General features: G+C 63.2%; 22 protein-coding genes. 8 read left to right on the forward strand and 14 right to left on the reverse strand.

Annotation, left to right across the window (positions count from 1 at the left end; genetic code table 11):
• Positions 1-3: 3 nt before the first annotated feature.
• The gene (msrB, locus tag E1748_RS27595) at positions 4-549 is read right to left on the reverse strand and encodes a peptide-methionine (R)-S-oxide reductase MsrB (protein ID WP_133650412.1); all 546 of its coding nucleotides are present in this window, start codon (positions 547-549) and stop codon (positions 4-6) included.
• A 167-nt stretch (positions 550-716) separates the two neighbouring features.
• Here msrB and E1748_RS27600 point away from each other — a divergent pair, with 167 nt between their 5' ends.
• From E1748_RS27600 to sfnG, 3 genes are all read left to right on the forward strand, one after another.
• The gene (locus E1748_RS27600) at positions 717-1433 is read left to right on the forward strand and encodes a response regulator transcription factor (RefSeq protein WP_133650413.1); all 717 of its coding nucleotides are present in this window, start codon (positions 717-719) and stop codon (positions 1431-1433) included.
• The gene (locus E1748_RS27605; RefSeq protein ID WP_133650414.1) at positions 1430-2956 is read left to right on the forward strand and encodes a sensor histidine kinase; all 1527 of its coding nucleotides are present in this window, start codon (positions 1430-1432) and stop codon (positions 2954-2956) included. The genes E1748_RS27600 and E1748_RS27605 overlap by 4 nt, the downstream gene beginning before the upstream one ends.
• A 122-nt stretch (positions 2957-3078) precedes the next feature.
• Positions 3079-4182: a dimethylsulfone monooxygenase SfnG gene (gene sfnG / locus E1748_RS27610; RefSeq protein ID WP_133650415.1), complete on the forward strand. Its 1104-nt coding sequence runs from the start codon at positions 3079-3081 to the stop codon at positions 4180-4182.
• Positions 4183-4417: 235 nt separating this feature from the next.
• Here the strand turns inward: sfnG and E1748_RS27615 are convergent, their stop codons facing one another.
• Complete coding sequence (locus E1748_RS27615) at positions 4418-5458, reverse strand: HAF repeat-containing protein (protein ID WP_133650416.1); 1041 nt, start codon at positions 5456-5458, stop codon at positions 4418-4420.
• Between the two features lie 512 nt (positions 5459-5970).
• Here E1748_RS27615 and E1748_RS27620 point away from each other — a divergent pair.
• Positions 5971-6936 carry a gluconolaconase gene (locus E1748_RS27620; RefSeq protein ID WP_133650417.1) on the forward strand — a complete coding sequence of 322 codons (966 nt, stop codon included), beginning with the start codon at positions 5971-5973 and terminating at the stop codon, positions 6934-6936.
• Between the two features lie 54 nt (positions 6937-6990).
• Here E1748_RS27620 and E1748_RS27625 read toward each other — a convergent pair whose 3' ends face one another.
• Entirely contained in the window at positions 6991-7893 is a 903-nt protein-coding gene (locus E1748_RS27625; RefSeq protein WP_133650418.1) for a LysR family transcriptional regulator, read from the reverse strand.
• Positions 7894-8038: 145 nt separating this feature from the next.
• Positions 8039-9016: a LysR family transcriptional regulator gene (locus tag E1748_RS27630; RefSeq protein ID WP_133650419.1), complete on the reverse strand. Its 978-nt coding sequence runs from the start codon at positions 9014-9016 to the stop codon at positions 8039-8041.
• Between the two features lie 120 nt (positions 9017-9136).
• Between E1748_RS27630 and E1748_RS27635 the strand changes: the two genes are divergently transcribed.
• Positions 9137-9445 (forward strand): NIPSNAP family protein, encoded by a 309-nt coding sequence (locus E1748_RS27635; RefSeq protein ID WP_240766818.1) that lies wholly within the window; start codon positions 9137-9139, stop codon positions 9443-9445.
• 146 nt (positions 9446-9591) lie between these two features.
• On the opposite strand, the gene E1748_RS27640 is transcribed toward E1748_RS27635, so the two are convergent.
• The 3 genes from E1748_RS27640 to E1748_RS27650 are packed head-to-tail and all read right to left on the reverse strand — an operon-like array spanning position 9592 to position 12732.
• Complete coding sequence (locus tag E1748_RS27640; protein WP_166653641.1) at positions 9592-11238, reverse strand: glycosyltransferase family 39 protein; 1647 nt, start codon at positions 11236-11238, stop codon at positions 9592-9594.
• 23 nt (positions 11239-11261) lie between these two features.
• A complete protein-coding gene (locus tag E1748_RS27645; RefSeq protein WP_133650422.1) occupies positions 11262-11711 on the reverse strand; it encodes a GtrA family protein in 450 nt (149 codons plus the stop codon).
• The gene (locus tag E1748_RS27650) at positions 11704-12732 is read right to left on the reverse strand and encodes a glycosyltransferase family 2 protein (protein ID WP_133650423.1); all 1029 of its coding nucleotides are present in this window, start codon (positions 12730-12732) and stop codon (positions 11704-11706) included. Before E1748_RS27650 ends, E1748_RS27645 begins: the two co-directional genes overlap by 8 nt.
• A 748-nt stretch (positions 12733-13480) precedes the next feature.
• Between E1748_RS27650 and E1748_RS27655 the strand changes: the two genes are divergently transcribed.
• Together E1748_RS27655 and E1748_RS27660 are read left to right on the forward strand one after the other, a co-directional pair.
• On the forward strand, positions 13481-13756 hold the full coding sequence (locus tag E1748_RS27655; RefSeq protein WP_133650424.1) for a hypothetical protein: 276 nt from the start codon (positions 13481-13483) through the stop codon (positions 13754-13756).
• 28 nt (positions 13757-13784) lie between these two features.
• Positions 13785-14288 (forward strand): putative pterin-binding protein, encoded by a 504-nt coding sequence (locus E1748_RS27660; protein ID WP_133650425.1) that lies wholly within the window; start codon positions 13785-13787, stop codon positions 14286-14288.
• A gap of 22 nt (positions 14289-14310) precedes the next feature.
• On the opposite strand, the gene E1748_RS27665 is transcribed toward E1748_RS27660, so the two are convergent.
• The 4 genes from E1748_RS27665 to E1748_RS27680 all read right to left on the reverse strand — a co-directional run bounded on the left by E1748_RS27665 (position 14311) and on the right by E1748_RS27680 (position 18077).
• Entirely contained in the window at positions 14311-15750 is a 1440-nt protein-coding gene (locus E1748_RS27665; protein ID WP_240766819.1) for a sensor histidine kinase, read from the reverse strand.
• Positions 15734-16414, reverse strand: coding sequence for a response regulator transcription factor (locus E1748_RS27670; RefSeq protein ID WP_133650426.1), 681 nt, complete (start codon positions 16412-16414; stop codon positions 15734-15736). The genes E1748_RS27665 and E1748_RS27670 overlap by 17 nt, the downstream gene beginning before the upstream one ends.
• A gap of 9 nt (positions 16415-16423) precedes the next feature.
• Positions 16424-17236: a MipA/OmpV family protein gene (locus tag E1748_RS27675; RefSeq protein WP_133650427.1), complete on the reverse strand. Its 813-nt coding sequence runs from the start codon at positions 17234-17236 to the stop codon at positions 16424-16426.
• A gap of 154 nt (positions 17237-17390) precedes the next feature.
• On the reverse strand, positions 17391-18077 hold the full coding sequence (locus E1748_RS27680; RefSeq protein WP_133650428.1) for an HD domain-containing protein: 687 nt from the start codon (positions 18075-18077) through the stop codon (positions 17391-17393).
• An 89-nt stretch (positions 18078-18166) separates the two neighbouring features.
• Between E1748_RS27680 and E1748_RS27685 the strand changes: the two genes are divergently transcribed.
• The gene (locus E1748_RS27685) at positions 18167-18691 is read left to right on the forward strand and encodes a DUF3574 domain-containing protein (RefSeq protein WP_240766820.1); all 525 of its coding nucleotides are present in this window, start codon (positions 18167-18169) and stop codon (positions 18689-18691) included.
• A 68-nt stretch (positions 18692-18759) separates the two neighbouring features.
• Here E1748_RS27685 and E1748_RS27690 read toward each other — a convergent pair whose 3' ends face one another.
• Genes E1748_RS27690 through E1748_RS27700 form a run of 3 tightly spaced genes read right to left on the reverse strand, consistent with a single transcriptional unit; the run spans position 18760 to position 20073 of the window.
• On the reverse strand, positions 18760-19056 hold the full coding sequence (locus E1748_RS27690) for a 4Fe-4S dicluster domain-containing protein (protein WP_133650429.1): 297 nt from the start codon (positions 19054-19056) through the stop codon (positions 18760-18762).
• Positions 19056-19415, reverse strand: coding sequence for a hypothetical protein (locus E1748_RS27695; RefSeq protein WP_133650430.1), 360 nt, complete (start codon positions 19413-19415; stop codon positions 19056-19058). Before E1748_RS27695 ends, E1748_RS27690 begins: the two co-directional genes overlap by 1 nt.
• A 13-nt stretch (positions 19416-19428) precedes the next feature.
• Positions 19429-20073 (reverse strand): RNA polymerase sigma factor, encoded by a 645-nt coding sequence (locus tag E1748_RS27700; RefSeq protein WP_133650431.1) that lies wholly within the window; start codon positions 20071-20073, stop codon positions 19429-19431.
• Between the last annotated feature and the right edge of the window lie 213 nt (positions 20074-20286).

A 20286-nucleotide genomic window follows, 5' to 3' on the forward strand; every position in this document is an offset into this window, starting at 1 on the left:
TGTTCAGGTCGCGGCCGGCGTGAAGTTCATCGCGTAGCCGTTCATGCAGTAGCGCAGGCCAGTCGGGCGCGGGCCGTCGTCGAACACGTGGCCGAGGTGGCCGCCGCAACGGCTGCAGTGCACCTCCGTCCGCACGACGCCGAACGAACGGTCTTCGCGGGTCGCGACCGCGTGATCGAGCGGCGTCCAGAAGCTCGGCCAGCCGGTGTGGCTGTCGAACTTCGTGTGCGACGAGAACACGTCGAGGCGGCAACCTGCACACGCGAACGTGCCCGCGCGATGTTCGTCGTTCAGCGGGCTCGTGTACGGGCGCTCGGTGCCTTCGCGGCGCAGGATTTCATATTGCACGGGCGTCAGCAGGTGGCGCCATTCGTCGTCGGTGTGGACGACGGTGAAATGGTCGACGGCTTTCATCGCGCCTGCGGCGTCCGGTTCGGCGGCCGATGCCGTGTCCGTCCACGGCAAGCCAGGCACACGCCCGCGAAAGAGGGTCAACACCGCGGCAGCGGCTGTGCCGCCTGCCAGCAGAAACAGTCTCCGGCCTTGCATGATGCGCTCCTGATGAAACCCAAAAGGTGATGGAGGCATCCTAAGCCCGCTCCCGTGTCGAAGTCCTCACGGAAAGTTAAATTAAATGTGATACTCCGGCGCGCCGGAATTCTGCACAATGACAGCCTGTTCCGCCCCTGCCACTCTTCGCCACCCGCCCTCTGCTCATGGATCAACCGAAGCGAGTACTGATCGTCGAAGACGACGTCGATATCGCCGACGTCCTGAGTCTCCATCTGCGCGACGAACGCTATGAAGTCGTCCATTGCGCGGACGGCAACGAAGGCCTGCGGCTGCTCGAACAGGGCGGCTGGGATGCGCTGATCCTCGATCTGATGCTGCCGGGCGTCGATGGCCTCGAAATCTGCCGACGGGCCCGCGCGATGGCGCGCTACACGCCGATCATCATCACCAGCGCGCGATCGAGCGAAGTCCACCGTATTCTCGGTCTCGAAGTCGGCGCCGACGATTACCTCGCGAAGCCGTTTTCCGTACTCGAACTGGTCGCGCGCGTGAAGGCACTGCTGCGGCGCGTCGATGCGCTCGCGAAAGACGTGCGGATCGACGCCGGCACGCTGCAGGTCGGCAAGCTCGGCATCGATCCACTCACACGCGAAGCAACCGTCGACGGACGCAGCATCGAACTCACGCCGCGCGAATTCGACCTGCTGTACTACTTCGCGCGTCATCCGGGCAAGGTGTTCTCGCGGATGGATCTGCTGAATGCCGTGTGGGGCTACAGCCACGAAGGCTACGAGCACACCGTCAATACGCACATCAACCGGCTGCGCGCGAAGATCGAGGCCGACCCCGCGCAACCCGCGTGCATCCTCACTGTCTGGGGCCACGGCTACAAGCTCGCCGCGCCGAAGGATGCGCCGTGAAACTCACGCTGACCCAGCGGCTGTCGATCGTGTTCGCGGTGCTATTGCTCGCGTGCTGCGGCGCGTCCGCGTGGTTGCAGATTCGCGCGAGCGATCTGCACGAGAAAGAGGTCGTGCAGGAACTGTCGCGTGGACTCGCGCAACACATCGCGCAGTCGTCGCCGCTGATGGGCGCCGATGGTCTGCGGCCCGACGCGGTGCGGCATCTGTTCAGTCAACTGATGGTGGTGAATCCGAGCGTCGAGGTGTATCTGCTCGACAGCGATGGCCGCGTGAAGGGCGACGATGCGCCGCCCGGACATCTGAAGCGCGACCGCGTCGATCTCGACCCGCTGCGTCGTTTTATCGCGGGCGAGCCGCTGCCGATTCTCGGCGACGACCCGCGCAGCGTCGACGCGCGCAAGGTGTTCAGCGCGGCGCCGCTGCGGATGGATGGCGACACGCCCGCTGGCTACATCTACGTCGTGCTGCTCGGCGAAGCACACGATGCGCTCGCGGCGCATGTCGCGGCGAGTTCGGTATTGCGGACGACGTTGTGGTCGATGGCGCTCGTTGCGTTGCTTGGGTTGGTCGCGGGGCTGGTGGCGTTCCGGTTGATCACGCGGCCGTTGCGCAAGCTTACCGATGCGATGCGCGATTTCGATGCGCATGGTGAGCCGCGTGTGCCGGAGGTGGTTACGGCTGTCACCCCTGGTAGTGAGCGTGAACGTAGCGACCGCGACGAAATCGCGGTGCTCGAAGCGGCGTTTGCGCAGATGGCGGAGCGGATCGGCGAACAGTGGCGTGCGCTGACGCGGCAGGATCAGCAGCGACGCGAACTCGTCGCGAATATTTCTCACGATCTGCGTACGCCGCTGACTTCGCTGCATGGGTATCTGGAGACGCTGTCGCTGAAATCGGATTCGCTCGGCGAAGCCGAACGCAAACGCTATCTGGCGATTGCGCTCGCACAGAGCGTGAAGGTCGGCGCGCTCGCGCAGGCGTTGTTCGAACTCGCGCGGCTCGAGCATGGGTTCGTGCAGCCAGCGCTCGAAGATTTCTCGCTCGTCGATGTCGTGCAGGACGTGCTGCAAAAGTTTGAGCTGACTGCGGAGGCGCGGCGCGTGCATCTGCGTGCCGATGTGCCGCAGCGCGTGCCTAACGTGACCGCCGATCTTGGGATGATCGAGCGCGTGCTGACCAATCTGCTCGACAACGCGATTCGTCATACGCCCGAAGAGGGTGTCGTCGAGGTCGAGCTTGTGGGGCGTGACGGCAAGGTGTCGGTGACGGTCAGCGACACGGGACCTGGGATTCCGGAAGCGATGCGTGAGGGGCTGTTTCAGCGGCCATTCACTGCGGCGGGTTCGCATCGGGGTGGCGGGCTTGGGTTGCTGGTCGTGCAGCGGATGCTGCAGTTGAATCGTAGTGAGGTTCGGCTGGTTGAAGAGGCGGGGAAGGGGACGGTGTTCAGGTTTGAACTGGCGGCGGCTGTCGCGCCTTCTTCGCCTGCGCTACCGAACGGTTCATCCAACGGCCGCTGAATTGCGCCATTGCGCGCCTCCCACTATCGATAGCAATTTTTATTGTTTCCCTGCGTCCATCGCGATCGATACGGTATACGCGACCCATATCGATTCACCCGCGAACCCGCAAGGAACACGTCATGACGACCGGACACGCCGGCGCCGATCAACTGCAATTTGCCTACTGGGTGCCGAACGTCAGCGGCGGCCTGGTGGTCAGCAAGATCGAGCAGCGCACCAGCTGGGACATCGACTACAACCGCCGGCTCGCGCAGACCGCCGAGCGCAACGGTTTCTCGTACGCACTGTCGCAGATTCGTTTCACCGCAGGTTATGGCGCCGAATATCAGCATGAGTCGGTGGCGATCAGTCACGCGCTGCTCGCCGCGACCGAGCGTCTGAAGGTAATTGCCGCGATCTTGCCGGGACCGTGGCACCCGGCGGTGGTCGCGAAGCAGCTCGCGACGATCGATCAGTTGACCGGTGGACGCGTCGCGATCAACGTCGTCAGCGGCTGGTTCAAGGGCGAGTTCACCGCGCTCGGCGAGCCGTGGCTCGAACATGATGAGCGCTATCGACGGTCGGAGGAATTCATCCGCGTGGTGAGAGGCATCTGGACTGAGGATGATTTCACGTTCAAGGGCGACTTCTACCGCATCAACCACTACACGCTGAAACCGAAGCCGCTACAGCAACCGCATCCGGAGATATTCCAGGGCGGCAATTCGGCGGCCGCGCGACGGATGGCCGCCGCCGTGTCGGACTGGTATTTCATGAACGGCAATTCGCTCGACAACCATCGCGCGCAGATCGACGAGATCCGCGCGGCTGCAGCGGCGCAGGGACGCACGGTGCGCTTCGGCGTCAACGCGTTCATCATCGCGCGCGATACTGAAGAGGAAGCGCAGCAGGTGCTGCGCGACATCATCCGGCATGCGGATACCGAGGCCGTGAACGCATTCGGCGATGCGGTGAAGCAGGCGGGCCGCGCGTCGCCGGAAGCGAAGGGCATGTGGGCGGAATCGAAGTTCGAAGACCTCGTGCAGTACAACGACGGGTTCAAGACCGGGCTGATCGGTACGCCCGAACAGATCGCGCGCAAGATCGTCGCGTTGAAGGCGATCGGCGTGGATCTGGTGCTGGGTGGTTTTCTGCACTTCATCGAAGAGGTCGAATACTTCGGGCAGCGCGTGCTGCCGCTTGTGCGTGAGCTTGAAGAGGCGGGAGTGGCCGCGACGGTTTGAGGCGGCGCGGTTGGGGGCTCGATTCACTGGACCGGGACAGGGCTTGCACGAAGTCGGCGTCCCGGTCTTTGATCTGCTGCGGATCGAAGAGCGGCGGTTGCTCCTGAGTTCACAGCGAAGTCGGCGATCGCATCGGTGACGCGGTTAGCGGTCAGGGAGCGACAGTGGTCGCTCCTGCGTCTATAGCGAAGTCGATAACCGCGTCTATGAACGGGCTGCGGATCAAGATCAACCCTCACCGCTCCCGCGTCCACAACACCGCGTGCGACCCCGAGTACCCCACGACCTGCCCGCGATTGTCGATCCCGCGCGCGACGCTCTGCGTATCGCCGGCGAGTGCACCCAGGTCGGTGATCCGCCCGTCTGCGAACATAACCGCGTGCACGTCCCCGCTCGCGGTCGACGAGTAGCCGATCACCTCGCCGCGCTCATTGATCCCATAGGCAGCGCTCGTCGTGCCGCCGCGCAGCGTCCCCAGGTCGATCACCTTGCCTTTTTCGAACAGCACTGCATGCGTGTTCCCGTTCGCGGCCGTCGACGAACCGACGATCTGACCGCGCTCGTTGATCGCATAGGCCGCGCTTGCGTTGCCGCCGGGCAGCGTGCCCAGGTCGTGCATCACGCCGCGTTCGTACAGAAACGCGTGCTCGTTGTTGTTACTCACCGTCGACCAGCCGACCACCTCGCCACGATCGTTGACCGCATTCGCCGCGCTGTAGGCTCCGCCGGGGAGGGTGCCGAGATCGGTCATCACGCCGTTGTCGAAGAGGAACGCACGCGACGCGCGGCTGGCGTTGAACGACCAGCCGACGATCTGTCCGCGATCATTGATCCAGTTGGCCGCGCTGTTGTCGCCGCCGGGCAGCAGGCCGAGATCGGTGACCGTCCCGTTGTCGAACAGCGCGGCGTGCGGATAGCCGGTCGAGATGAACGAGTAGCCGACCGCCTGACCGCGATTGTTGATCGAGTACGCGGCCGCGCTTTTGTCGCCGCCGGGGAGCGTGCCGAGGTCGGTCACCTTGCCGTCCTCGAATAGGGCGGCGTGCTGCGATCCGTTCGCGACGGTTGAAATACCGACCACCTGACCGCGTCCGTTGATAGCAGCCCCCTGACTGGCACCGCCACCCGGCAGCGTACCGAGAGTCGTGATGGTGAAATGCTGCGCGAAGCTTTGCGCCGCGACCGGCTGCGATGCTGCGATCGCGAGCAGCGTGACGACGATCGATGCGCAGCGAGCGCGATGCACACGGTGCGTTGATGTAGAGATGGATTGCATGGTGATCCCCTTTCCTGGGACAGGATGTCTGGGACATGCACTGGGTCGCAACCGGCAACCTCGCCGCAAGCGAGTCGAGTGCGTTTTGATGAGGGCGTGGCCGACAAAAGAGGCGGTGCAGCCTTACCTCACGTGCTGCGATGAGCCGGGCGACGGCGAGAAGCGAGGCGTGAGCGCACGGCGGCACGTCTCGCGTTTCGATGCAGGTGTCGAAACTCACTCAGCTTTGAACTGACCACGTCGGAAGTATCCCGCTTTCCGGTGACGCTGCCGAGTCAACTTTAAACGCCTGATTCACCCGGGTTCGAACTGTCTTCGTCCACCCATCCCTGGGATTGCCGGCGTTTCGGCATCCTCCACAACGCGTTCCCGTGCCTGTGCGCGGCGCCTCCCGCACGCTCACCATTCGTATTTTTGCAAGGAACAATTGCTCTCGGCCCGATTGTTGCGTGCCAGGTGCCCTCGCATAATTCACCTGCCCCAACAATCTTGTTATAAATAAGGATGCCGAAATGAAATTCCACGCAAACAAGCTCACCAAACCTTTACTGTCGCTGCTTACGGTGGCCCTGCTGTCCGTGGTCGCGCCACTTGCGCAAGCCGGCGGCGATATCGCTTTTAGCGGCGATCAGATCTATCCGGAAAGCGTGGCATGGTCGAACAGCCAGCATGCGTTCCTGGTTAGCTCTATCGTTCACGGTCAGATCGGCAAGGTGACCATGAACGGTACCTACACCCCCTTTATCACCGACCCGAAACTGATCTCCAGCCTGGGTGTACTCGCGGATGAAAAGCGAAACACGTTGTGGGTGGCTGTCGCCGATCCGGGCAAGTCTGTTCGCAGCACGCCCGAAACAGCAGGCAAACTGGCGGCAGTCGCCGCCTACAACCTGACCACCGGCGAGCCGCGCGGCTATTACGACCTCGGTCACCTGAGCCCCGGTGCTCATCTGGCCAACGATCTGACGCTGGACGCCGAGGGCAACCTCTACGTCACCGACAGCTTCTCGCCGATCATCTATCGCGTCGACACGGCGGGCAACGCGTCAATCTTTGCGAGGAACGACGCATTCGAAGGGAAGGACTTCAACCTCAACGGCATCGTCTATCTCCCGGATGGTCACCTGCTGGTCGACAAAGACAATAGCGGCGAACTGTTTCGCATCGACGTAAAAGACCCGGGCAAGATCGAGCGCGTGCAACTGCCGGCGCCGTTCAAGGGCGCGGACGGACTGCGTCTGGTGGACTCGAAGCATCTGATGCTGGTGCAAAACCTGGGCACCGATCAGACGATCGAACTGGTTTCTCAAGACGGCTGGAAGTCGGCCACTATCGAGCGTAAGGAGCACGCTCACCAGTCGATGCCGACTGCGGCGGTCAAGGTCGGCAAGGATGTGTACGTGTTGAACTCGCGCATCGACAACCTGTTCGACAAGGACGCCGCGAGGGTGAACGACTTCAGTCTGCAGAAGTTCTGATATCGGCCGATGAACGCACGCGGACCCAGGCCCGGAAACAGAGGGACGCGTGCGTCAAAATTTTTCCGGTGGGAACAGGCTCGCGACCCAGTCGATAAACACTCTGACCTTCTGCGCGAGATGTCGATTGACCGGATAGGCAATGTGCACCGGGATGCGGTCGCCGCGCCATTCGGGAAAGAGACCCTGCAGCGCCCCGGACTCGATATACGGCTGGATCATGAACGCGTATGTCGTCAGCACACCCAGGCCGGCTAAACCTGCGACGAGCGCAGCGCTCGAGTCGTTGACCGAAAGTTGATATTTGCCCTTCAATTCAAACTGTTCTTCACCTTGTCTGAGCGAAAAAACAAAATCGCGCCCCGAATGCGTCGACGTCATCTTGATGAGCCGATGATTCGCCGCGAGCTCGGAAGGATGCAGCGGCGTGCCGTGCGTCTGCAGGTATTGGGGCGATGCACAGGTTGCAAGGGAAAGCGTTCCCAATGATCTGGCGATCAACGAGTCGCTTAGCAGCGGCCCGATCCGCACGACGCAATCGACGCTTTCGGCAAGCAGATCCGCTGTCCGGTTTCCAACGGTCATATCGATCTGGATGTCGGGGTAGAGCGCATAAAACTCAGGAAGCCGCGGAATGACTCGGTTAAACGCAACCGAACCTGCGAGCTCCACCCGGATTCTTCCCTCCGGCGCCTTCGATGCACTCATCACACTCGACTCAAGCGCACCGACTTCGTCCAGCACGCGGACCGCGCCTTCGTAATACGCGATACCTTCCTGCGTCAACGTGAGACGCCGGGTCGTGCGATGGAGCAGCTTGACCTTGAGATCTTTCTCCAGCGTCTGCACCAGCCGTGTGACGGTCGACGCCGGCACGTTCATCAGATCTGCCGCTCGCGCGAACGTGCCGGCATTAACGACGTTGACCAGCGTATGCATCGCGGTGAATTTATCCATTTCCTGCCTGTAGACGGGGTAATCGATTCCGGCAACGCAAGACGAAATCCTGGTGCGTATTCAGCCTCGGAGCACTCGAGCAGCGCCATCATAAGCAACAAGCGCTGAGACGGGCAACAAGGACTAAAGGCGCAAAGGCCAATACTCAGGAGCCTTTGACCTTGCCGGGCTTTGCTTTCCCCAGGTTAGGCGTTACCCAGCCGCCCTGCATTGCATCCACGATCTGCCGCCAAAGAAAATCCGCGGCAGGAGAGAGCCGCCGGCCGATCCGTCGCATTACCTGAGCGCTGAAATCCCGCGCGATGGGATGATCGATCTCGACGGCGACGAGTTCGCCCGCGTTGAGATATTGCTTGGCGGCATCGGTGGACATGAACGCGATGCCCAAGCCAGCCGCTGCGATCGACTGCGCTGCTGAAAAGAGGTCGCACCGGTAGAACGGCGTGACATTCAATCCTTCCGCGCGAATGATGGCGTTCAGATACTGCTGCACACCGAAGTGCTCCGGCATAAAAATGAGCCGCTGGTCGCACAGCTGCGCGAAGCGGACCTTTCCCATTCGAGCGAGGGCATGACCCGGACTGACCATCGCGCAGAATTTTCCCGCACGGAAGGTCCTCGTCTGAATCATCGGGTCGTGCCCGCCGGCTATGGTCAGGCCTAGATCGACCTCGTCGTTGCGCACCATGGAAAACGCCTGCGACGTCCCGCCATTGTGGAGTTCGACCACGATGTCCGGAAACCGAAGGCTAAACGGTTTCAGCACAGCGGAGACAAGCAGATCGACGCGGCCTTCGCTCACGCAGATCCTGACACGTCCGCGTCGCAGGCTTTTGAAATCCTGCAGCTGAGCCAGCATATCCGCGTCGCGTCGCGAGCCTTCGCGAAAGTGTTCGACCAGGATGGCCCCGATTTCGCTGAGTACCACACGACGTCCATTGCGCTCGAGCATCGCGACGCCGTGGGTTCGTTCGAGCTGGGCAATCTGCCGGCTGATTACCGAAGGATTGATGCCGAGCGCTTCTGCCGCTACGCGTACCCCGCCATGTCTGTCTACTTCGTGAAGGTAACGCAGGCTCTTGCCGTTGAGCAGGGTATTTTCGGTCTCCGGGCCTTGCTTCATGGTGGGCGGTCTGTTGACATTGAAGTCAACATAATAGACCAATGTACGTCATTGATTGCCAGACCTCGGAGCGGAATACTTCGTCTCACTGAATTGCTTGAGGTCGCCATGATCTATGAAATGAGAACCTATACGTTCAAGCCGGTTAGCGTTCCGGAATGGCTGGCGCTCTATCGTGCCGAGGCGCTTGAGGTTCAGAACGAATACCTGGGCGACCTGGTCGGTTTCTTTACGACGGAGTTCGGCAACGTCAACCAGGTCGTCCATATCTGGCGCTTTGCGGGCCTTGACGATCGCGCCCGGCGACGCGATCAGATGGCAACCGATCCGCGCTGGCAGGCATTCGTGACCAAGGTGAAAAACCTGGGCCTGCTGGTTTCGATGGAATCGAAGATTCTGAAGCCGACGGATTTTTCCCCGCTGCGCTAGCAAGCCGTTGGCTCGGCACGTGCGGTCGGATCATCCTGCGATCGCGCTCTGCCGTTTGCATCAGATAGCTTTTTTTTCACCGCACGGTGTGCCTTTGCGTGCATTCGATGCCCTCGAGCTTTGCGGTGCCAACGCAGCGTTACACGTCACTCGAACAGCTCGAGCGTATAACTCTCCGAATCGACGAACACGCGCGCATGTGGCTTGCGCGCGACGATCTCACTCTGCACGATTGCGGTCGGATCGTACGTCCCAACACCGCGCGTAACGAGCCACACGCGACGATGACTGTCGCAGGCCGCGCGTATCGTCGGACGGTCGGCGTCGATCGGGCTCGGCACGCCGAGATTGCCCGCGCGATACGGCCGCGCGAGGCCCGGTGCAGGGAAATCGGCGGGAATCACCTGCATCGGCGGGAACGACGGCTGATTGCGTGCGTAGAACTGCAGCGGCGGCTGCGCCTCGCCGGCATCGACGATCACCAGATCGCCGGGCTGCGCCTGCGTAGCGATCGCGGCAGTCAGCGCACGCCAGTCCTCGCTCGGATGGCGATAGAACTTGACGATCTGCATCCCGCTCAACGCGACGATCGCGCCCACGACCGCAAGCGTCGCCATGCGCCGCCCAGGCCGCGCGTGCAGATCACGTGCGTGGTGCAACGCCACCACGATGCCGAGTGCGGCGAGCGCGACGAACTCCGGTCCCATCCACGCGAACAGCCGGTCCATGAAAATCGGCCGCACGAGACAACTGATCAGCACGACGATTGCGAACGGCAACACGAGCACGCACGCCAGATGCACCGCAAGCGAACGCTGCGCGCGCCACACCGCACGCAAACCCAGCGCGGCAAACGCGGCCAGCGGCACGAACGCCCATTTGCCGCCGGCGGCCAGCGTCCACGCAGCGGGGAAATCGAGCCAGTTCAGCCGGATCCAGAAGTTCGACGCGACGTTACGGCTCTGGAACAGCAGGAACGGCAGATACGGCGACCACAGCGCGACCGCGACCGCACCGGTGACGCCGAACAGCAGCAGACGCGGTACGACGCGACCACGGTCGATCAACAGCGTCGTCGCAAGCCCGACCCACACTGCGAACACGATGAACATCGCGGTGTTGTGCAGCCACAGCGTGAGCGCGGCGCTCAACGTCAGGCCGATCGCGGCAGGCGCAATGCGTGGCGTCTTCTGAAAATCGAGCGGATGGATGTGCGTGTGAAGCCGTGCGTGCAGCAGCATCAGCAGTCTTACCGAGCCGAGCGTCATCAGCGCGGCGGCGAGCGTTTCGAGCGCGTATGGCCGCGCCTGCTGTGCGTACTCGATGCTGCCTTTGTTGATCGCGAACAGGAACGCGGCGAGCAGCGCGATGCGGTCGCCGTCCGGCCCCGCACGCAGCAGCTTGCCGCTGACGGCGAGCAGCACGACGGTCAGCACGCTCGCGATTACCGACGGCATCCGCAGCGCCGCTTCGGTCGTGCCCGCGATCAGCATCCATCCGTGCAGCAACGTGTAGTAGAACGGCGGATGCGTCTCGTAGTACGGCACGTCGTGCCACAGCGTGTGCAGCGTCTGCGATGCGAACCAGAAGCTGTAGCCTTCGTCGGTCCACAACGAGCGGCTCGACAGCGTGACGAGCCGCAATGCGACCGCGAGTACCGCGATCGTCGCGACCGCCAGCCAGAACGCGACGTGACTGGACGCGGCACGTTCGCGCGGCGATGTGCGAAGCCGCTCGACGAGCGCGGCGGCGATACGATGCGACTCCGGCTCGGTCGTGTCGGTGAGGTCCATGCGTTGTCCCCGGGGGTGAGCGGTCAGCGTGTCGTCGTGTCGGCCGACACGTGTGTGGGTGGTCGTGGGTCGGAGCGTTGCCGGAACGTCCACGCTGAGTTGACGGTGTACGTCATCGCGAGCGTCAGCGCGGTCGCGATCAACTGCGCAATGAGCACGGGTACGTGCAGGCGCTGCGTCATCGCGTGCATCGCAAGCCATGTGAGCGCGACGCCGGCGAGCGCAGTGACGGCGAACTTCGGTATCGATGCGACGTGATCACGCGTGCGGTTGTGTGCTTCGCTAAACGTTACGCGATGATTGAGCCAGTAGTTGACCACCGCGCCGAGTGCGGCGCCGATGGCCGACGCGGTTGCGGGTGTCGCCCAGCCGGTCGAGGTGCCCGCGAACAGCACCGCATACTGCACGGCGGTGCCCGCCGCGCCGACCGCGACGTAGGCGGCGAACCGCTTCAGGCCGGCCGCGTCACGCATCGGAACGTTTCTGGTAGCGCGAGCGGATCAGATAGACCGGCCGCTTCTTCGACTCGGCATAGATCCGGCCGATGTATTCGCCGAGCACGCCGATGCCGACCAGCTGCACGCCGCCGAGCATCAGCACGGCGGTAAACACCGACGCATAGCCGGGTACGTCGATGCCGCGAATCCACGTGCGCAGCACCAGATAGAGCGCATAGCAGAACGCCACCGACGCGACGCCACTACCGATATACGTCCACACCCGAAGCGGCAGCGTGCTGAAACTGGTAAAGCCTTCGAGCGCGAAATTCCACAGCTTCCAGCCGGAGAATTTGCTCGTGCCGGCGATACGCGCTTCGCGCACATAGTCGATCGTCGCGGTGCGGTAGCCGACCCACGCGAACAGTCCTTTCATGAAGCGGCGCGTCTCGGGCAACTGCTTCAGCGCATCCGCGACTTCGCGCGTGAAAAGACGAAAGTCACCGACGTCCTCGGGGATCGAGATGTCGGACACCGCGTTGTGCGCGCGGTAGAACCACCTCGCGGTCTGCCGCTTCAGGTAAGAATCGGTCGAGCGGTTGGAGCGTCGCGCGAGCACGACGTCGTGACCTTCGCGCCATTTCTGCACGAGCTGCGGAATCACAGCGGGCGGGTCCTGCAGATCGGCGTCGAACGGCACGATGATCGAGCCGCTCGCTTCGTCGAGTCCGGCGGTCAGCGCGGCTTCCTTGCCGAAGTTGCGCGTGAGGTCGATCACACGGATGCGCGCATCGCGGCTCGCTTCGAGCGTCAGCAACGCGAGTGTACGGTCGCGGCTGCCGTCGTTCACGCAGACGATCTCGAACTCCGTCGACGGGATGCTTTCGAGCACCGGTATCACCGTCGAGAAGAACTGCCGGATCACGTCTTCTTCGTTGTAGAACGGCACGACCAGCGAAAGCAGGCACACGTCCCTGACTTCCCGACGCTCGTAGGGCGAATCGACCGGCAGACTCGCTTGCCCGCCTGCACCCTTGTCCGAGAAAAAAGATTCCATGCTGGCTCCCGTCGCCGTTGCGTCCGTCATTGCTTGAGACCCTCACCGCTCGTTGCCGTGCTTTTCTTGTGACGCGGTATACGTCAGATCAATGCGGACGTGGCGCGCCGCGGGCTGAACATCGCTCGTCGGATGCGATTGCTGTGGAGGTCTTTCAGGTACGTGTCAAAACTATCATCGGAACAACGATGTAGTAGGTTCGGTATCGCACGAAGCGCTTCGACGCGAGGCGTCGGCGAAGTGGTGATTGCGCTCGACCAGGGTTTAGCCCGATGAGTGCGGACGCGCACATCCGAAACTCCATCAGGTCGAACAGGAATGAGCGAACCGATGAATCATCGAACAGCAGGCCCGGGGATGCGCGGTGCAGGCGCTTCAATCCGACGTCGGAATCTACTCGGTGCGTCGTCAATTCTGCCGTCGCGTCGCCCATTGATCGAAGCGGCTGGTGGCTGCACGTCCACCGGCTCGCTTCGGGTGAATCAGTTCGACACGCCATTTCTCGCCGTGAGTGCGAGACACGACGATGGGGCGACGGTGCGTCCCGCAGCGAACGAGATCTTTTTCGATCTGCCGTTGTCCGCCGGAAACTGGACAATTCACGTCAGACAGAGAACCTGGATGGAACTCATGGCGATCGCATGGACGAGCAGGCTCGCGCATCGCAGCTGTACCATCAATTCACACGAATGCTAAAGTGACGCCGAACCCCGCCGCGATCTTCAAGCCCAGAAGGAGCCCACGTTCCATGCCCCTCACAGCCAACCCGACACTCGACGTCCTGCGCGATCTGCTCGCCGACGTCGAAGCGTTGCGCGACCGTCTGCGCAACCCAGGCGCACCGCTCGACCGCACTGCAGCCGATGACGAACTCACCACGCTCGCGCGACGCGCGCACGCGCTATGGATTACGGGTTCGCAAGACGTCGCGAGCGCTGCGTTCGACGACATGGTGACGGTCAAGGCAGCGATCCAGAACGCGACGGCCGAATGCCGGCAAGCGCTCGGCACATCCAACGTGTGACACCCATCAATCGATACCGAAGACCCGCATGAAGCTACTGAAGCACGCACTGCACGCACTAACGCTCGCGCTGACCGTCTGCGCCATCGCCGCACACGCACAGAGCACCGACTTCACACTCGACATCACCGGCAACATCTCCCACCCCACCGACGCCGCCACACACACCTACCGCTTCACGCGACAGGACCTGCTCGCGCTGCCTGCAAAAACCATCCGCACGTCGTCGAACTGGACGCCGGTCAGTGTGTGGCGCGGACCGACGTTGAAGAGTCTGCTGGAGAAGGCCGGCGCGCAGGGCAAATCGATGCGCGTCGATGCGCTCGATCATTATTCGCACGTGATTCCGGTATCGGACGCGGATCAGTACGGTGTGATCGTCGCGTACGAGCGGGACGGCAAGCCGCTGGAAGACAAGGGCTTCGGTCCGCTGATGCTGATCTATCCGCGCGACGCGCTACCCGACGACGCAAATCGCAAGGTGATCGATTCGCGCTTCGTGTGGCAGACGTACCGGATCGAGATCCAGTAGGCCGCGCAGGCAACGGCTGAATTTATACCGCGTCCTCGAACCGCACCGCGATGCTCGTTCCCACGGTAAGCCGGTTGACGCCGATCGCCCAGCCGTGCGCGATCGCAATCTCGCGGCAGATCGCGAGGCCGAGACCCGCGCCGCGATAGCGCGCACCCGGCGCGCGCCAGAAGCGCTTGAAAATGAATGGCACGTGCGCCGCGTCGATGCCTGGTCCTTCGTCGCGCACCTGGATCGACTGCGCATCGACGATCACCCGCACACTGCCGTCCGGCGGCGATACGTTGATCGCGTTCTCGACGAGATTCTTCAACAGGATGAACAGCGCGCTGCGATCCGCCCAGATCGACGACGACGCGTGCGAGCCATCCAGCTGCTCCAGATGCAGACCGACGTGCATCGTTTCGGCCTTGCGCGCGAGATACGCGAGCACGTCCTGCGCGACGTCGGTGGGGGCGATGTCGGCGAAGCTGAAATTCTGCGCCTCGCTGACTTCCGCGAGATGGAGCAGTTGCCGCACCTGCCGCGCCATCAGATCGATCTCGCGCAGCAGCGCGTCCTTGTCGTGGATATCGGGCTGCAGTTCGATCTGTCCGCGAATCAGTGTGAGCGGAGTCTGCAACTCGTGCGCCGCCGACGCGAGAAACTGCTGCTGCACGGTGAAGCCGTTTTCGAGCCGGTCGAGTGCTTCGTTGAAACCGTCGATCAGCGGACGGATTTCGTGCGGCAAGCCGTTCGGCGACAGTCGTGCGGTGAGGTTGCGCGGCGAGATCAGCGCGGCCGCTTCCGACACCTGACGCAGCGGCCTGAGCACGCGGCGCAGCATCAGCGTGAGCGACAGTCCGAAGATGATCGTCGCGATGAAGAACACCACGTTGACGATGCGCATCAACGCGCGGATCCTTTCCTGCGCGAGGATCGTCGTGAAGCGCGCGCTTGCCGCCGTCTGCACGCGCAGCGTGTGGCCTGCATGCGCGATACGCAGCGTCGCGATGTAGAACGCCCGGCCGTTCAGCGTCATTTCGCCGATCGCCGGTTTATCGATCGGGCGCAGCCGGTCGATCCACAGGCTATCGTCCGCGCCCGGCGACGCGAGCAGCACGGTGCCGTGCTCGTCGGTCACGCGGTATTTCAGTTCGGTGGGCATCGCCTCGAACATCCACGCGGTGGGGTCGTGCAACTGGACGCCGACGGGTCGGCCATCGGCATCGTAGACGAGCGCGTCGACGACGTGTCGCACGATTTCGATCTGCGAATGACGGCCCACAGCCTGCTGCGGAAACGTGTTCAACAGATGCACGCCGACGATCGCGAGCAGGCTCAGACACGCGGCAAGTGCCGCGACGCTCGTCAGCCACAGTCTTGCGGAGAGACCCTGAAACCAGCGCGGCGCGCTGCCGCGTGTCGCGACAGCACCGAAGGGACCGCAGCGACGCGGCGCGCGTTCAGACATCGACGGCATGCAGTGCGAATCCGGCGCCGCGAACGTTGACGAGCCGCGCGGGCGCACCGAGCGTCGACAGCTTCTTGCGCAGACGATGCAGCGTGACTTCGAGCGCATTCGGCGTGACTGCTTCGCCGAGACCCCATGCCGCATGTTCGAGCGCTGCGTGACGCACGGTGCGTCCCGACGCGCGGAGCAGGCACAGCATGATCTGCAGTTCGGCTGGCGCGAGCATCACCGAATCCGTGCCGCACGACAGCGCACGTTGCGCGGGATCGACGGCGAGGCCTGCGAACGACACGACCAGTTCGGTCAGCGCAGGCGGGCGGCGCATCAACGTGCGCACGCGCGCGACCAGCTCGCTGATCGCGAACGGTTTGGTCAGGTAGTCGTCGGCGCCGCTTTCCAGCCCATCGACGCGATCGTGCAACGCATCGCGTGCGGTCAGGATCAGGCATGGCGTCATGTCGCCGGCTGCGCGCAGCGTGCGCAGGAACGCGAGGCCGTCGCCGTCGGGCAAGCCACGATCGACGAGCAGCACCGCGTACGCGGCGAGGTCGAGTCCATGTCGCGCCTCGGACACGCTACGAAAATGATCGGCCTCGATGCCCGCGCCGGACAGCGCGTCGCGCACCATCGCGGCGAGTCGTTCGTGGTCTTCGATCAGGGCGACTCGCGACATGACACCGGTTTAGTTGAATCGATAGAGGTAGCCGACGATCGCGCGCGGCACGAATTTGCGGCCGACGATCGGGCTGTCGGTGATGCCGCCGCCGAGATGCGTGACGCCGACGTCGAGGGTCGCCGACTGGTGCGCGGTGAAGTTGTAGCTGACCCGCGTGCCGAGTTCGACGTCGATCGTCGACGTGCCGGTATACGCGGCACGGCTGGCGGTCGCTTCGGATTGCCGCACGCCGTAATAGTAATCGACGTAGTTGTGGCTCAACCATTCGGCGCCGATGTGCGGTTCGACCGACAGTCTGCCGAAGCCGAACGACTTGCCGAACGACAGGTGCGCCTGCTGTCCCTTGTTGCCGCCCGTCAGCACGTCGCCGGACAGCGTGCCGAAGCCGGTGTCCCACGCGAATGCCGGACCGAACCAGAACGCGCCGTGGCGGTTCTGCATGCCGTTCAGGATCGGCGCGTCGGAACCTTTGTAGCCGTCGCCGAGTGCGTACTTGCCGCGCAGCGTGACCGACACGCCGTCCCATTTGCCGACTTTCAGATCGAGCGTCGTGCCGAGCGCGTGAACCCACTTGTCGTCGAAGAAGATCAGCGGGATCGGCGTGTACCTTGTGCGGTCGCCCGAGTACTCCGACGGCGCGACGCCGGCACCGACGCCGAGTCCCCAGTGCGTGACGTTGGTCGCATTGCTCAGGATGGTGAAGCCGGAATCGTCGGTTGACGGCGCAGTGGTTTCGTCTGCGCGGGCCTGCGTGGCATGGAGACAGAGGGCAGTCGCGGCGAACAGTAGCGGCTGCAGTCGGGAAAGCGCTTTTTTCACGGGGAGTCCTGAAGTCGACGGTGCCGGCGACTGTAGGACCTCGCGACTTACCGGTCACTTACTGGCGATCGGGCGCTTAAAACGAACTGGCTTACGGACGTTTACGACATGTTGCTCAGCGCGGCGACGCAGTTCGGTCGCTCAGTTCAGTCGCTTAGATCTCCTCGGCGAATTCGTCGAGCAGGCGTCGCAGCCGTTCCTGGCGCAGCACCGCGATCCGTGCACCGGCCGCCGTTTGAAATCCCGACGCGAGCTTGAACAGCTTCGTGTGGAAGTGATCGATTGCGTAGCGCGTGTCGTCGTACGCGCGGTTGTGTGCGTGCGGGTCGGCGAAATCGTAGAGCGCGCTGCCCATGCGTCCCGCGACGTAGAAACAGCGCGCCGCGCCGACGATGCCGATCGCATCGAGCCGGTCCGCGTCCTGAAGAATTTTGGCTTCGAGCGTGAGCGGTGAGATGCCTGCTGAGTAACTGTGAGCTTCGATCGCGTGTGCGGCGGCGCGGACCTTGTCGTCCGTCCAGCCGAGCTCCGCGAGGATGCGCGATGCGGTCTGCGCGGAAAGCCGCGACGCCTGCGCGCGCAGCGGCGAATTCTTCTCGACGTTCACGCAGTCGTGCAGTACTGTCGCTGCCAGCAAGACCTGTGCATCGCCGCCTTCTTCTGCATGGATCGCCGCCGCGTTTTTCCAGACGCGCTGCAGGTGCGCGACGTCGTGCGAACCGTCGTCCGCGTTGTGGCTCACGTGATGCAGCAGCGCATCGGCGAGCGGTTCGAACGGTGCGAAAGCGGTGGACGCATGCGATGCGTTGGATGCGTTGGGTGCGGAAGAGGTTGCGGTCATGTTGGTCGGGCAGGGATGTGAAATACAACGAGGGTGGGATTATCACCCGTCGGCCACCATCGAGGGCATCACTTTAAAAAGGAATCACCATGCAGACTTTCCGGATCAGGATGCTCGTCGCATCGCTGTCGTTCGTTGCGCTTACCGCTTGCCAGGTGGCCGGTCATCCGGCGCAGTCCGGTGCAGCGACCGACGCGCAGGGCGACGCCGAAACGACCGGTGCCGCAGCGGCCACCGGTGCATCGGACGCGGCACCGACCGCGCAATCGCTGTGCGCGAAGATCAGCGGAACGAAGGAGATCACCGCCGACCTGCTGTTCGGTCGCGATGTGAAGGGACGGCGTCCGGTGTCGGACAAGGAGATCAAGCAGTTTCTCGCGGACGTCGTGACGCCGCGCTTCCCCGACGGCTTCACGACGTGGCGCACGCAGGGCCAGTGGCTCGACTCCGACACGAAGCACGTCGTGCGCGAAGACAGCTTCGTCGTGCGGATCGTCACGAACGGTGCGTCCGATACGATGGATCATCTCGGCGAAGTGCGCAGCGAGTACATCAAGCGGTTTCATCAGCAGGCAGTGGGGCTGGTGCTGACGAATGCGTGTGCGTCGTTTTGATGCTTGAGGGGTGATGTTTGAGGTGTGGCGCACCGCGATGTGCGGGCGCCGTACACAACCGCACAACGCTATTTCAACCGTGCAAGCGTGATCGCCCGTTCCGGGCACGCCGTCACGCACAACCCGCACGAGCGGCACGCGTCGGCGTTCGGCGTGTACGCGACCTTCATGCCGTGCACGCGGATCTTGAAGCGATCGAACGCGCCGAGCTGCTGGTAGTCCGTATCGTCGATGCGGCGAATCTCGAACACGTTCTCAGGGCAGACTTCTGCGCAGTCGCCCTTACCCTCACAGCGCTTCAGGTTGACGACCGGGACGATCACGCCCGCGGGTTGTTTGCAGACGGCTGGCGCGGCGTGGCTCATCAGAAGTTCTCCGGGCGATTGTCGGGCGACGGTGCGGCAGACGAAGGTGCATCGCTCGCTTGCGGCGCGTACTTCTGGAAGCGCTCGCGTTCTTCCGGCGTCATGCGTTCCCAGCGACGCGCCCATCGACGACAGTGACGGCGTTCATGCCAGCGGCCCCGACCGCGTCCGCGAAAGCCGCCGAACAGGATGCGGCTCAGCACCAGCAACCCGAACGCATGCGGCAGATCGATCGTGCGTGCGCCGACGAACAGCGCGGGCATCACCCAGTTCCATAGCGTCATCACCATCCATCCCAGCACCACGATAATCAGCAGTACCAGCACGACCTTGGCGACGCATTTCAGCCAGAATTTCATTGACCTGCTCCTTCTAGAGATCCAGTTCGTCGTACACGTCACGCAGACGCGCACGCAGATGCAGCACCGCGTACCGTTTGCGGCCGAGCAGCGTATTCACGCTCACACCGCTCGCAGCCGCGAGTTCCTTGAAACTTTGCCCTTCGAGTTCGTGCGCGACGAACACTTCGCGTTGCTCCTTCGGCAGATCGTCGAGTGCTTCCTGCAACGCCTGCAGCAGTACCGAACGCGCGTATGCGGCTTCGGGTCCCGCATCCGACGAGGGGAGTGCGAGGTCGAGACGGTAGTGTTCGTCGTCGTCTTCTGTTGCCGGCGCAAACTCGGCGACCGGTTGCTCGCGCCGTTTGCGAAAGCGATCGACGATCCGGTTGCGCGCGACGCGAAACAGCCACGCGCTGACCTGCTCGATCGGCGCGGGCAGCCGGTACGCCTGGACGAATTCGTACAGCACGTCCTGCAGGATGTCCTCGGCGTCGCCGGGGTCGCGCACGCGTCGCCCGATGAAGCGCCCGAGCCGACCGCGCTCGCGCAGCACGGCTTCGGCGATCTCGCTGTTTCGTTCCTGGCCGTGCGCCTGTTCCCGCTCCTGTTGCTGAGCGGGCAATGTGGCGTGCGGGTCCGGAGAAGTCGGCGGGTTGTGAGAGGACGGCGGTTCCATGCGTCTGAAGACGTTTGGCAGAGGGGGATATTGTGGGCGGACGAAAAAATTTGTTATGGGAAGGGTCTGCTTTGGAGTCTACGCGTGCCGCACGCGCGCAGCGAAGGAGAGCGGGAGGTGGGGAAAAGGGAGAAAGGGAGGAAGCGGGCGCGAGCGCGACCGCTGGAACGGCAGCAGTGGCGTCGAACGCGCCAAGTAGCGCGAGCGCGGAGA

The sequence above is a fragment of the Paraburkholderia flava genome, from assembly GCF_004359985.1.
Classification (GTDB): Bacteria; Pseudomonadota; Gammaproteobacteria; order Burkholderiales; family Burkholderiaceae; genus Paraburkholderia; species Paraburkholderia flava.